Raw genomic sequence first — 12,549 nt, forward strand, 5'->3', positions numbered from 1 at the left:
CGCCAACAAAAAACGCCAAGGCCCCGGCCCTGGCGTTTTTTCTTGTCTGCACCTGTCGCGGATCAGGCGGCGTCAGCCTGGTCCTTGTGGGTCAACTCGCCGATGGGGCGCGCGCGGACCTTCACCCGTGCGCGTTCGCCCAGAACCTTCTCCACATGCAGGCGCTGGACCTGGCTGTCATCGTGGAAGACGACGCCCGTCAGCGCATCCAGAATGGCTTTCGCCACATTGTCCACGTCATGCACGGGGCTGTTCTCGGTGCGCTCGATCTCGATGATCACCTCGAACGGCCCGTATTTCGGGCGCACGCGCTTGAACTCGGTGCGAAAGAAGGCGGCGATCAGCTCCTTGAACTTGCGCGTCTGTGAGGTCAGCGCATCCACACGCACATTCAGAGATCCATCAATGGCGGAGGCTTGCACCTTCCCTCTCCCGGTCCAGTCGAGTTGATCCCAGTACTCCGGCGGCAATGACGTGAAGCGCGGCATGGGACCTTGTTCGTTCTTCCTATGACGATTCGGCTGTCTCGCCCGCCTCGTCAAGCGTGGCGCTCCAGTCGCCCGCCAGCCAGGCGGCATAGACAGGATGGCGGTCCTGCATGGTTTCGGCAAGCAGCGCCATCCGGTCCACGAACCAGTATTTCGCGACCGCCGACCCATGCCAGGCCAGGGCCGCCGCCAGCACCTCCAGCCGGATATAGGCGATGACGAAACCGATCATGAAAAGGCCGGACAGGGTCGAGGTCAGCAATGCCGCACGCTTATAGCCCTCGGGCACCGGAACCGCCTTGCGGTTGATGAAGATGCGCTCTCCGATGACGCCCTTGCTCGCCCAGCTGCGCCCGGTCTTCGGCGGCGGGGTCAGGCGCGGATTGAGCCACATCCAGAGGATCGCCATCCCGATCAGCCCCACGCCATACCAGCCGATCCAGACCGGACTCCACAGGCATATGAAGATCAAAGGCGCCGCCAGCATGCGGCTCCATACGCTGAGCGGATGGGCGTGCCTGGCCCAGATGGCGTCGCTCATCCCGATGAGGCGCGCCGCACCCTGAAAGGCATCCATCTGCATCTCCCCTGGCTGCCGGTACGCCCTTCAGGTGCGCCCTGACGGGCATCCGGTTCAATCAAGGTGCAGATCACGCTCATTGCGACCAAGGCGCGGCTTGCCTGTCTTTGCCCTGCAGGCCTATAGACGCCCCATACAAGGCCCACGCCGTACTGGAGAAAGACCCATGACCGAGATGCGCGTTGAAACCGATTCCTTCGGCCCCCTCGAAGTCCCGTCCGACAAGCTCTGGGGCGCCCAGACCGCGCGCTCGCTGATGAACTTCAAGATCGGCGGCCAGACCCAGCCCCTGCCGCTTGTGCGCGCGCTGGGCGTGGTCAAGCATTGCGCCGCAAAGGCCAACATGGCGCTCGACAATCTCGAGCCCAAGCTGGGCGACGCCATCGCCGCCGCGGCGCTCGAAGTCGCCGAAGGCAAGCTCAACGACCATTTCCCGCTGGTGGTCTGGCAGACGGGCTCCGGCACCCAGTCGAACATGAACGCCAACGAGGTCATCTCCAACCGCGCCATCCAGATCCTGGGCGGTGAAGTCGGCTCCAAGGACCCGGTCCACCCCAACGACCATGTGAACCGCTCCCAGTCGTCCAACGACACCTTCCCCACCGCCATGCACATTGCGGCGGCGGAAGTGTTCAAGCACGATCTGGTCCCGGCGCTGCAGACCCTGCGCAATGCGCTCAATGACAAGTCCGAAGCCTTCAAGGACATCATCAAGATCGGCCGCACGCACCTGATGGATGCGACCCCGCTGACGCTGGGTCAGGAATTCTCCGCCTATGTGCACATGATCGACAACGCCATCCGTCGCGTCGAGGCGGCCCTGCCGGCGCTGTACGAGCTCGCCCAGGGCGGCACCGCGGTCGGCACCGGCCTGAACGCCAAGATCGGCTTTGCCGAGAAGTTCGCCGAGGAAGTGGCGAACCTCACCAAGCTGCCCTTCGTGACCGCGCCCAACAAGTTCGAGGCGCTGTCCACCAAGGACGCCATGGTGGAAGCGCATGGCGCGCTAAATTCGGCGGCGGTGTCGCTGTTCAAGATCGCCAACGACATCCGCCTGCTGGGGTCCGGCCCGCGTTGCGGCATCGGCGAGATCGCCCTGCCGGCGAACGAGCCGGGCAGCTCCATCATGCCGGGCAAGGTGAACCCGACCCAGTGCGAAGCCATGACCATGGTCTGCGCCCAGGTGATGGGCAACAACTCCGCCGTCAGCTTTGCGGGCAGCCAGGGTCAGTTCCAGCTCAACGTCTTCAAGCCGATGATGTCCTGGAACGTGCTGACCAGCGCCAAGCTGCTGACGGACGCCTGCCATTCCTTCACCGACAATTGCGTCGTCGGCATTGAAGCGAACGAGCAGCGCATCGCCGACATCATGGAACGTTCGCTCATGCTGGTGACGGCGCTGGCGCCGACCATCGGCTATGACAACGCCACCACCGTCGCCAAGACCGCCCACAAGAACGGCACCACCCTGCGTGAGGAAGCCATCAAGCTCGGCTTCGTCACCGAGGAAGAGTTCGACCGCGTGGTGCGCCCCGAAGACATGATCGGCCCGAAATAGGCCGTACGCTTTGCTCCGCCGCTTCGGCGGCGGAGCCTGAGAGGCTCCCATGACCCAGCCGATCAATCTGCGTCAGTTCCGCAAGAAGAAGGCGCGTGAGGACAAGGCCAAGCAGGCCGAAACCAATCGCGTCCAGTTCGGTACGCCCAAGGCCCAGCGCGAGCTAGAGAAAGCCCGCGAAGCCAAACTCAAGGCGGCGCTGGAGGCGCACAAGCGGGAGCCTGACAAAAGGTCCGATACATAAAAAACGGCGGCTCGATGAGCCGCCGTTTTCATTTCGGGACGTCCCGTTTCTAGAACCGGTGACGGATTGTCAGGCGCGCATTGAGCGGCTTGCCGGTCGAGATATTGTCGTTCGAGTGCGCGTCGGGGAAGTATTCCTCGTCGAGCAGGTTCTCGATATTGAGCTGCAGGCGGGTCTGTTCGGTCAGATCATAGAACACCGCCGCATCCACGCGGGTGTAATCGGGCACTTCGACAGCATTGTTCTCCAGTACGAAGAAGCTGTCCTGATAGGTCACGCCCAGCGCGAGCGCGAGCTGATCAGTGGCCTGGTACTCGTTCCAGATCGAGATCATGTTCTCGGGGGTCTGGCGGGTGGCGTTGCCATCAAATGCGCCGCCCTCGACCGTGCTGTCGAGATAGCTATAGCCCGCATTCACGGTCCATTGATCGGTCAGCCGGCCCAGCAGCTGAACCTCGAAACCCTCCGTCGTGCTGCCCGGCACCAGCGTGACGATGGAGGGGTCATCGGGGTCCACCGTGGTGAACTGGCCGCGCTCCAGACGGAACAGGGCCGTGGTCAGGCTCAGACGCTCTGCGAAATCCCATTTGACGCCGACTTCGGTGTTCTCGAACCGCTGGGGCTCGATGTCCTCGCTCGTGGTCGTCAGGGTCAGGAACTGATCGCCGGAGCTCGGCAGGAAGGTCTCGGCATAGCTGACATAGACCGAGACGTTTTCCGCCGGCTTGTAGATCGCGCCCAGACGCGGCGAGAATTCCTCGTCCACCCGGCCCCGACGGCCGTCATCGGTCGGGCTGATCGCCAGACGGTCCAGCACCGCCACGTCAAACCGGTCATAGCGACCGCCCAGCACCAGCTTGAACTGGTCGGTGATGTCGATCTGGTCCTGAAGGTAGAGCGAGACAAACTCCACATCCGAGGAGCGGTCGCGCACATTGCTGGTGAAGGTATAGCTCGGCACGACCACCGGATCGGTCAGGCTGACGCTGATCTGGTCGTCCTGAGTCGCGGCGAACAGGGTGTCCTGGCGCGCATTGGTGGTGGACTGGTCGCCATATTCAGCGCCCAACAGCAAAGTGTGCTGGAAGGGACCGGTGGCGAACTCGCCCACCAGATTGCCCTGGATGATCAGGTTCTGACGTGTCGTGGGATCGCGATAGCCGTCGAGCGTGAGCGTGTCGGTCGTCGCATCAAAACCCGCCGCGTAAATGTTCTGATAGAGCTTGTCATAGTCTGCGTACTGCACCGTGACATTGCCGCGCAGCGCGTCCGAGAAGGTGTGTTCGACACGGCCGCGATAGATGCTGGCGTCCAGTGTCGTGTTATTGCCGTCCGCATCGCCAAAGAAGGTATCGCGATACCCCTCAAGCGGCGCATCCGGACCATTGGCGACGGAGACCGACGGCACGCCCCGATCCACCACGCGATCATCGCTCATATACTCATAGCTGAGCACGGCCTGAGTCCGGGCGCCGAGATCGAATGTGAAAGTCGGATTGATGGCGTACCGCTCGCCGTCAAACACATCCCGATGGCTTTCCAGATGCTCGCCATAGGCGTTCAGGCGAAACGCAATTGCGTCAGACAGCACCGTGTTCACATCGCCCGCCAGCTGATAGGCGCCGAACGTGTCCACGCTGGCGTTGAGGCCTGCAAAGTCCTCGTCCAGCTGCGCGGTCTTGGTGACGCGGTTGATCACGCCCCCGCCGCCGCCGCGCCCGAACAGAAGCGCGTTTGATCCGCGCAGGATCTCCACCTGCTCGAGATTGTAGAGCGGACGGTAGTACTGAACATCATCACGCAGACCATCGAGGAAAAAGTCCGCCGTGCTCTGATTGCCGCGGATGATGATGGAATCGCGGTGCCCCTCGCCCTGGCTGACCGCCAGGCCCGGCGTATAGCGCAGGATGTCGCCAATCGAGGTGAAGGCCTGATCCTCGATCTGGGCGCGGGTCACGATCGACAGGCTCTGCGGCACGTTCAGGATAGGAGTGGGCGTCTTCACGGCATTCAGCTGGTCGATCGACAGATAGCGGCCCGTGACCACGATCGTGTCCTCAACTGTCTGATCAGAGGTTTCAGCCGCCTGAGCCGAGCCCAGCGACAGGATGGCGGCCAGCGCCGTCATCATGCGCGCCTTGGTGATGAGCATGGAGATCCGTCCGGTTTGAAGATGAGAATGCTTTTCGTTGTTATGAATTATAAAATGCCGTTTCGATAATCAATCTCATTATCAGTCGCAACTGCAGACACTATGATCCGGAGCTCGAAGGCGCCCACGGGGAAGCCCGGAAAATATCCTCATAGGCGAAACTGCGTATTGCTCTGAAAATTATGGAAAATATCTTGGTCTCGGCAATCCGAGGGGCGCCTTCCCCAGACAAGTCCCTTGATTGTCGCGCGCGATATATCCAACTGATCGCCGTTCATTCGTGCTTTCAGGGGACCCTTCATGCCGAACACCAACGCCCTCTTCCAACCGTTCGAGCTTGGCTCGCTCCAACTCAAGAACCGGATCGTCATGGCGCCCATGACGCGGTCCAAAAGCCCGGGCGGCGTGCCCAACGACAATGTGGTCGGCTATTACGAGCGCCGCGCGGACAATGATGTCGGCCTGATCATCACCGAAGGCACCACCATCAATCGCCCCGGCGCCAGCTTTGATCCGGCGATCCCGAACTTCCACACCGAAGAGGCCCTCGCCGGCTGGAAGAAAGTGGTGGACGCTGTCCACGCCAAGGGCGGCAAGATCGCGCCCCAGCTCTGGCATGTGGGCCTCGCGCGCAAGCCGGGCACCGGTCCGCATCCGGACGCGCCGTCCGACAGCCCGTCCGGCATCATGCCCGGCGGCAAGACCGTCGGCGAACCGATGACCCAGGCCGAGATCGACGACACCATTAAGGGTTTCGCGGACGCCGCCGAGAACGCCGCGAAGATCGGTTTTGACGCCATCGAGCTGCACGGCGCGCATGGCTATCTGATCGACCAGTTCTTCTGGGAGGGCATGAATCAGCGCGACGACAAGTATGGCGGCAGCCTGCTGTCGCGCACTGAGTTCGCTCAGGAAATCATCCGCGCCGTCCGCGCCCGCATCCCGGCGGACCTGCCGCTGATCCTGCGCTACTCGCAGTGGAAGCAGCAGGACTACAACGCGAAGCTGGCGCAAACCCCAGACGAGCTTGAAGCCTTCCTCGCCCCGCTCTCTGAAGCCGGCGTCGACATTTTCCACGCTTCCACCCGTCGCTTCTGGCTGCCCGAGTTCGACGGTTCCGAGCTGAATCTGGCCGGCTGGACGAAAAAGCTGACCGGCAAACCTGCCATAACAGTGGGATCTGTTGGCCTTAATAGTGACTTCATTGGCGCCTTTATGGGGGAAGCCTCTGAAAAGTCTGGCCTCGACAAGCTGATCGAGCGCCTGGACGCGGGCGAATTTGATCTCGTGGGCGTGGGCCGGGCCCTGCTGTCTGATTACGCCTGGGCCCGCAAGGTCAAGGACGGCCGCTTTGAGGATCTGGAAGACTTCAACGCCGAAGCGCTCAAGGAACTGGCCTAGACACCATGCTCAAGAAACGTTCAGTCACCCTCAAGGGACACGCGACCTCTCTGGCGCTCGAGCCGGATTTCTGGTCAGTGATCGACGATGAGCTGAACGATACAGGCGGATCTCTGGCCGGGCTCATCACCTCGATCGACGAGATGCGCGAGCCTGATCAGCCCCTCTCCAGCGCCTGCCGGGTGTGGGCGCTCAAACGCGCCCTGGGCGCCGGTCAGGACTGATCCGGAGTTGACGATACGGGGCGAGCGGGGTTTGAAGATGGCATGAGCACCGCCGTCACCCCGCCGCCCCTGTCGCCGCTCGACAAACTGCTGCGCTATCTCAAGAACAGCTTTGCTGACGGGCGCTCGCCTGCGCTGTGGCTGCTGGCGCTGGTGGTGGGCGTTGTGGCGGGCTACGCCGCCATCGGCCTGCGTCTCGCCATCCAGTCCGTGCAACTTGTCGCCTTTGGCGAATTCTCCGAACGTCTCGCCAGCACCGCCTCCACCCTGCCCCCGGTCATGGTGATCCTGGCGCCGGTGACTGGCGGCTGCGTCGTCGCGCTTCTGCTCTATGTGGGCCTGAAAACAAACTGGCTGCCGGAAGTCCGCGCCGAGGGCGTCGCCGACGTCATGGAAGCACGCGCCGCACAGGGCGGGAAAATGGCGCTGATGCCCAGCGTCTGGTCCGCCCTGATCCACGCTGTCTCCATCGGCGCAGGCGGCTCCACCGGGCGCGAGGGGCCGTCGGTCAATCTGGGCGCCGCGCTTGCGAGCTTCATCAGCCGCCCGCTGAACCTGCCGGCCCGGGGCGCGCGCATCATGCTCGCCTGCGGGGCCTCCGCCGCCGTCGCCGCCAGCTTCAACGCGCCGGTCGCCGGCGCCCTGTTCGCATTCGAGGTGGTGCTGGGCCATTACGCCCTGCGCTCCATCGGTCCGGTCGCCGCAGCCAGCGTGATCGGCGCGATCCTCTCGCGCATCCATTTCGGCGCCACGCCCGCCTTTTCGGTGCCCGAGATCCCGCCCGCAAGTCTCGCGGACTTCATCGCCATCATTCCGCTCGGCCTCGCCTCGGCAGCGCTCGCCATCGCCTGCGTGATGCTGTCCTTCAACCTGCCGCGCGGCCTCGCCCTGCGTGCTCAGGCGCTCTCGGTCCCGCTCTGGATCCTGCCGCCCTTCGGCGGGCTGCTGATCGGAGGCCTGGGCGTCCTGGCGCCGGAAGTGCTCGGCGTCGGCTATGAAGCGACCTCGATCGCGCTGGCGGGCGGCTACGCCATCGGCACGCTGGCGGCGCTGATCGTGCTCAAGCTCGCCGCCATTGTCGCCACCATGGCCTTCCGCTTCGGCGGCGGCATCTTCGCGCCCTCGCTCTATCTCGGCGCCATGCTGGGCGCGCTCTATGGCGCGCTGATCGCCCCGATCCTGGGGCCTGACAGCGCCGGCAGCGCCTATTTCGCCGTCATCGGCATGGGCGCTGTGGGCGGCGCCGTGCTGGGCGCGCCGCTTTCGACCACGCTGATCGTGTTCGAGCTGACCGCCAGCTATGAAGCCTCGATCGCGCTGCTAGTCTGCGTGTCGCTGGCCAGCGTCATCACCACCTCGATCACCAAGGGCAGCTTCTTTCACAAACAGGTCGAGCGGCATGGCTTTGACCTCACCCAGGGCGACGCTCGCGTCATCCTGCAGACCATTCGCGCCCGCGATATCATGACCCCGCTCGACAGCCATGACACGGCGGGCGAGCTCGATGAGGCCTGCGTCTATGACGATGATTATCTGGGCCGGGTGATGGGTTTCTTCTCGGCCGAGAAGATCGACGGCGCCCAGGTCCGCTCCCGCCATGGCGACCAGCCCATTGTGGGCTACATCACCAAGGCCGACGCCCATGCCGCCTACGCCAGCGCGCTGCAAGCGAGGCACGAGGAAGAGCATCGCTAGCGTGACTTGATTTGTTGCGTGTTACGCACTACGTTACATCATGATCCAGAGCTTTGCGGACAAGGCGAGCCGAAGCTTCTTTCTGACCGGCAAGCTTACGAAAGGCTGCGGCTGGTCGGATGTGCAGCGCGTTGTCGCCCGCAAGTTACTGGCGCTTCACGCCGCAACCGCGCTGGAAGACCTGAAGGCTCCACCGGGCAATCGTCTGGAAGCTTTGAAAGGCGACCGCGAAGGACAGCACTCGATCCGGGTCAATGATCAATGGCGCGTCTGTTTCGTCTGGACGGCGCAAGGGCCTGAAGACGTCACCGTCACCGATTACCATTAGGGAGGACTGTAATGACCAAGATTGACACCCCCCTGATGACAGGGCTGACCATTCATCCTGGCGAGTATCTGGCTGAGGAATTCCTTGAGCCACTGGGCCTGTCCATGCGTCGGGCGGCCACTGCGCTCAATATCAGCGCGGCGAACCTGTCCCGGTTCGTGGCGGGCAAACAGTCTGTCTCCACCGAGCTGGCTGTGCGGCTGGGCGCAGCCTTTGGAACGTCGGCGCAATTCTGGCTTAACCTTCAGCAGGCCTATGATCTGGCCGAACTCAGAGCCGGGCGCTGGACCGATATCGAAGCCGAGGTTGAGCGCCTCTCCGCCTGACCGATGACATCGCCGCCCCTACGCTTTGCAAGCGGATGTGCTAGTTTCGTTCTCCTGTGCGAATCGAAGTGCGAAAGCCTGCGTCATGTCCTCTGTCCCCCTTTCCCAGCAGGCGGCCCCACGGGCGCCGCGTGCGGACGCCGCCTATCTTGACGGGTTGAACCCCGAACAGCGCGCCGCGGTCGAGGCGGTGGACGGCGCGGTGCTGGTGCTGGCGGGCGCGGGCACGGGCAAGACCCGCGTGCTGACCACGCGGCTGGCGCATATCCTGGCGACCGGCAAGGCGCAGCCCTGGAACATTCTGGCGGTGACCTTCACCAACAAGGCCGCGCGCGAGATGAAAGAGCGGGTGGGCAAGATCATTGGCGAACAGGTTGAGGGCCTGCCCTGGCTCGGCACCTTCCACTCCATCGCCGCCCAGATCCTGCGCCGCCATGCCGAGCTGGTGGGACTGAAATCCACCTTCACCATTCTGGACACCGACGACCAGCTGCGCCTGCTCAAGCAGATCCTCGAGGCCGAGGGCATTGATACCAAGCGCTGGACGCCGCGCCATCTCGCCAGCCTGATTGATGGCTGGAAGAACCGCGCCCAGACGCCCGAACGCATCCCCGAAGAGGACAAGTGGAGCTTCGCAGACGGCAAGGCGCAGAAACTCTACAAGCTCTATCAGGATCGCCTGAGCGTGCTGAACGCGTGCGATTTCGGCGATCTTCTGCTGCACAACATCACCATCTTCCAGAACCATGACGATGTGCTGGCGGATTTTCACCGCAAGTTCCGCTATCTGCTGGTGGACGAGTATCAGGACACCAACGTCGCCCAGTATCTGTGGCTGCGCCTTCTGGCGCGCGGCTCGGGCAATGTGTGCTGCGTGGGCGATGACGACCAGTCGATCTATGGCTGGCGCGGCGCGGAAGTGGACAACATCCTGCGCTTTGAACAGGACTTCCCCGGCGCCACCGTCATTCGGCTCGAGCGCAATTACCGCTCCACCGGCCATATCCTGGGCGCTGCGGCGGGGCTGATCACCGCCAACAAGGCGCGGCTGGGCAAGACGCTGTGGACCGAGGATCAGGCCGGCCACAAGGTCCAGGTCTCCGGCCTGTGGGATGGCGAGGCGGAAGCGCGCTTTGTCGCCGACGAGATCGAGGCGCATATCAAGGGCGGCGGGCGTCACTCCGACATCGCGGTTCTGGTGCGCGCGTCCTGGCAGATGCGCGCCTTTGAAGACCGGTTCATCATGCTGGGCCTGCCCTACAAGGTGATCGGGGGGCCGCGCTTCTTTGAACGCGCGGAGATCCGCGACGCTCTCGCCTATCTGCGGCTGGTGCGCAGCCTGTCAGATGATCTGGCGTTCGAGCGCGTGGTGAACACGCCCAAACGCGGCGTGGGCGATACGTCCGTGCAAAAGATCGCCATGGCCGCACGCGGCGCACAGGTCTCGATGGCCGAGGCCGCGCGCCTGATGACCCAGACTGACGAGATCAAGGGCAAGGGCCGCACCGGCCTCATCGCCTTCCTGCGCGACCTTGAACGCTGGGCTGAACAGGCCGAGACCATGCGCCATGACGAGCTGGCGGAAGTCATCCTCGATGAAAGCGGCTATACGGCCATGTGGCGCGAGGACAAGAGCCCGCAGGCCGCAGGCCGGCTCGACAACCTCAAGGAACTCGTCCGCTCCATGGGCGAGTTTGACAGCCTTGAAGCCTTCCTTGAGCACATCGCCCTCGTTTCGGATGCCGACCGCACCGAGAACGGCGATGAAGTCTCGATCATGACGCTGCACGCCGCCAAGGGCCTTGAATTCCCGCTGGTCTTCCTGCCGGGCTGGGAAGAGACGGTGTTTCCCTCCCAACGCTCCATGGATGAAGGCGGCACGGCGGCGCTCGAAGAGGAACGGCGCCTCGCCTATGTGGGCATTACCCGCGCCCGCGAACGCGCCGTCATCAGCTTCACCGCCAACCGGATGATCTTCGGTCGCTGGCAATCGGTGCTGCCCTCGCGCTTTATCGACGAAATGCCGGCCGAGCATTGCGAAGCGAAATCGGAGACCGGCTATTACGACGCCGGGCCGGGCTTTGAGGGCGTCGCCGAAGTCGCTGACCCGTTCAAGTCGAGCTATGAAAGCCCTGGCTGGAAACGCTTCCAGGCCAGCAAGGCGTCCGGCCGCCGCGCCGATCCCGGCGTCATCGAGGGCAAGGCCACGCTGATCGACACCAGCTCGGTGAGTGGAAACTCGAAATGGAAACGCGGCGACCGCGTCTTCCACCAGAAATTCGGCTACGGCACCGTCAAAGCCGCCGACGGCGCCAAGCTCACCGTCGCCTTTGACAAGGCCGGCGAGAAAAAGGTCGTCGCCAGCTTTGTGGGAGCGGCGCCTTAGTTTTCCTTTATTTATCGGTGTCATCCCGGACGCCACAGGCGATCCGGGATCTACCGGAACCACTCTGTTCTGATCGCAGAAACGCTATCAGTAGATCCCGGCTCAAGGCCGGGATGACACTCTGTGTTTCCAGCTCGCCCGGGGTTTCATTTGGTTGAAATGTTTATCGGCGCTAGTTTGATCTGAAAACAGAACCGGATACCCCCATGCGCCTCGCCCTCTGCCTCACCGCTGCCCTCCTCCTCTCAGCGCCTGCGTGCGCTCAAGACCCGTACGCCGACGCGCGCCCGATCAGCTGGCGGGATCTGCTCGACCGGGAACGTGCGCCCGCCGACGCCCGGATCGAATACGGCCAGGGCGAGGAGCAGTATGGCGAGCTGTGGCTACCAGAGGGCGACGGCCCCTTCCCGCTGGTGATCATGATCCATGGCGGCTGCTGGCAGGCGGCCATTCCGGGCACCATCCTGCAGGACCAGCTGAACGCGGACCTCAAGGCGCGCGGCATCGCCGTGTGGAACATCACCTATCCGCGTCTGGGCCATGAGACGGGCGGGTATCCCGGCACCTTCAATAGCGTGGCCATGGCGACCGATTATGTCCGGGCGCTGGCCGAGACCTATCCCATCGACCTTGAGCGCTCCGTGCTGATGGGCCATTCCGCGGGCGGGCATCTGGCATTGTGGGCCGCCGCGCGCGGCCAGCTGCAGGACACGCCGCTTTATATGGAAGACCCGTTCATCCCCAACGGTGTCATAACGCTCGCGGGCATCAATGATCTCGAGCTTTATCGCGCTGAAGGCCCCGGCCGCTGCGGCGAGCCGGACACGGTGGACGCCCTGATCGCGGGCCATCCCGGCGATGCGCCCTATGCCGACACCTCACCCGATCAGCTGCTGCCAATGCATGTGGAGCAGGTGATCGTTTCAGGCGAACTCGACCCGATCGTGCCGCCGCAGTTCGGCGCGGCCTACGCCGCTGAAGCCGAAGCCGCAGGTGATACGGTGACCGAGATCACGCTGGAAAACGCCGGTCATTTCGAGCTGATCGACCCGACTGCGCCCGCGTGGGCGGTTATTCTGGATGAGGTCGAGCGGTTGCTGGGGGAGTAGGCGCTCACTTTCTCTTCCCCTGCATAGGCAGGGGCCCAGAGCCGACAACGCAAAGTCC

At 63.5% G+C, this 12,549-nt stretch carries 12 protein-coding genes; 9 read left to right on the forward strand and 3 right to left on the reverse strand.

From position 1 onward, the window contains the following. Positions 1–62: 62 nt before the first annotated feature. Entirely contained in the window at positions 63–422 is a 360-nt protein-coding gene (locus OA2633_RS05310) for a RusA family crossover junction endodeoxyribonuclease (protein WP_009801463.1), read from the reverse strand. Between the two features lie 85 nt (positions 423–507). Further along, a complete protein-coding gene (locus OA2633_RS05315; RefSeq protein WP_156776130.1) occupies positions 508–1,065 on the reverse strand; it encodes a DUF6653 family protein in 558 nt (185 codons plus the stop codon). A 169-nt stretch (positions 1,066–1,234) separates the two neighbouring features. Between OA2633_RS05315 and fumC the strand changes: the two genes are divergently transcribed. Further along, a complete protein-coding gene (fumC, locus tag OA2633_RS05320; protein WP_009801465.1) occupies positions 1,235–2,626 on the forward strand; it encodes a class II fumarate hydratase in 1,392 nt (463 codons plus the stop codon). A gap of 49 nt (positions 2,627–2,675) precedes the next feature. Further along, positions 2,676–2,870, forward strand: coding sequence for a DUF4169 family protein (locus OA2633_RS05325; RefSeq protein ID WP_009801466.1), 195 nt, complete (start codon positions 2,676–2,678; stop codon positions 2,868–2,870). A 49-nt stretch (positions 2,871–2,919) separates the two neighbouring features. Here OA2633_RS05325 and OA2633_RS05330 read toward each other — a convergent pair whose 3' ends face one another. Continuing rightward, positions 2,920–5,022 (reverse strand): TonB-dependent siderophore receptor, encoded by a 2,103-nt coding sequence (locus OA2633_RS05330; RefSeq protein WP_009801467.1) that lies wholly within the window; start codon positions 5,020–5,022, stop codon positions 2,920–2,922. A 300-nt stretch (positions 5,023–5,322) separates the two neighbouring features. Between OA2633_RS05330 and OA2633_RS05335 the strand changes: the two genes are divergently transcribed. The 7 genes from OA2633_RS05335 to OA2633_RS05365 all read left to right on the forward strand — a co-directional run bounded on the left by OA2633_RS05335 (position 5,323) and on the right by OA2633_RS05365 (position 12,491). After that, positions 5,323–6,423, forward strand: coding sequence for an NADH:flavin oxidoreductase (locus OA2633_RS05335; protein WP_009801468.1), 1,101 nt, complete (start codon positions 5,323–5,325; stop codon positions 6,421–6,423). A 5-nt stretch (positions 6,424–6,428) separates the two neighbouring features. After that, positions 6,429–6,647, forward strand: a complete 219-nt coding sequence (locus OA2633_RS05340) for a ribbon-helix-helix domain-containing protein (RefSeq protein WP_009801469.1) — start codon at positions 6,429–6,431, stop codon at positions 6,645–6,647. A gap of 42 nt (positions 6,648–6,689) precedes the next feature. Next, positions 6,690–8,342 carry a chloride channel protein gene (locus OA2633_RS05345; protein ID WP_009801470.1) on the forward strand — a complete coding sequence of 551 codons (1,653 nt, stop codon included), beginning with the start codon at positions 6,690–6,692 and terminating at the stop codon, positions 8,340–8,342. Between the two features lie 40 nt (positions 8,343–8,382). Next, on the forward strand, positions 8,383–8,670 hold the full coding sequence (locus OA2633_RS05350; protein WP_009801471.1) for a type II toxin-antitoxin system RelE/ParE family toxin: 288 nt from the start codon (positions 8,383–8,385) through the stop codon (positions 8,668–8,670). 11 nt (positions 8,671–8,681) lie between these two features. Beyond that, the gene (locus OA2633_RS05355; RefSeq protein WP_009801472.1) at positions 8,682–8,996 is read left to right on the forward strand and encodes a HigA family addiction module antitoxin; all 315 of its coding nucleotides are present in this window, start codon (positions 8,682–8,684) and stop codon (positions 8,994–8,996) included. 85 nt (positions 8,997–9,081) lie between these two features. Continuing rightward, positions 9,082–11,382, forward strand: a complete 2,301-nt coding sequence (locus OA2633_RS05360) for an ATP-dependent helicase (protein ID WP_009801473.1) — start codon at positions 9,082–9,084, stop codon at positions 11,380–11,382. A gap of 206 nt (positions 11,383–11,588) precedes the next feature. Continuing rightward, positions 11,589–12,491 carry an alpha/beta hydrolase gene (locus tag OA2633_RS05365; RefSeq protein WP_009801474.1) on the forward strand — a complete coding sequence of 301 codons (903 nt, stop codon included), beginning with the start codon at positions 11,589–11,591 and terminating at the stop codon, positions 12,489–12,491. Positions 12,492–12,549 lie beyond the last annotated feature (58 nt).

The sequence above is a fragment of the Oceanicaulis sp. HTCC2633 genome (genome assembly GCF_000152745.1).
GTDB lineage: Bacteria > Pseudomonadota > Alphaproteobacteria > Caulobacterales > Maricaulaceae > Oceanicaulis.

What these genes read in the sequence shown, in the direction of transcription:
- OA2633_RS05360 (WP_009801473.1), top strand. Translation starts at nt 9,082, where the DNA reads ATGTCCTCTGTCCCCCTTTCCCAGCAGGCGGCCCCACGGGCGCCGCGT.
- OA2633_RS05335 (WP_009801468.1), top strand. Translation starts at nt 5,323, where the DNA reads ATGCCGAACACCAACGCCCTCTTCCAACCGTTCGAGCTTGGCTCGCTC.
- OA2633_RS05325 (WP_009801466.1), top strand. Translation starts at nt 2,676, where the DNA reads ATGACCCAGCCGATCAATCTGCGTCAGTTCCGCAAGAAGAAGGCGCGT.
- OA2633_RS05355 (WP_009801472.1), top strand. Translation starts at nt 8,682, where the DNA reads ATGACCAAGATTGACACCCCCCTGATGACAGGGCTGACCATTCATCCT.
- OA2633_RS05365 (WP_009801474.1), top strand. Translation starts at nt 11,589, where the DNA reads ATGCGCCTCGCCCTCTGCCTCACCGCTGCCCTCCTCCTCTCAGCGCCT.
- OA2633_RS05350 (WP_009801471.1), top strand. Translation starts at nt 8,383, where the DNA reads ATGATCCAGAGCTTTGCGGACAAGGCGAGCCGAAGCTTCTTTCTGACC.
- OA2633_RS05345 (WP_009801470.1), top strand. Translation starts at nt 6,690, where the DNA reads ATGAGCACCGCCGTCACCCCGCCGCCCCTGTCGCCGCTCGACAAACTG.
- OA2633_RS05340 (WP_009801469.1), top strand. Translation starts at nt 6,429, where the DNA reads ATGCTCAAGAAACGTTCAGTCACCCTCAAGGGACACGCGACCTCTCTG.
- fumC (WP_009801465.1), top strand. Translation starts at nt 1,235, where the DNA reads ATGACCGAGATGCGCGTTGAAACCGATTCCTTCGGCCCCCTCGAAGTC.
- OA2633_RS05315 (WP_156776130.1), bottom strand. Translation starts at nt 1,065, where the DNA reads ATGGATGCCTTTCAGGGTGCGGCGCGCCTCATCGGGATGAGCGACGCC.
- OA2633_RS05330 (WP_009801467.1), bottom strand. Translation starts at nt 5,022, where the DNA reads ATGCTCATCACCAAGGCGCGCATGATGACGGCGCTGGCCGCCATCCTG.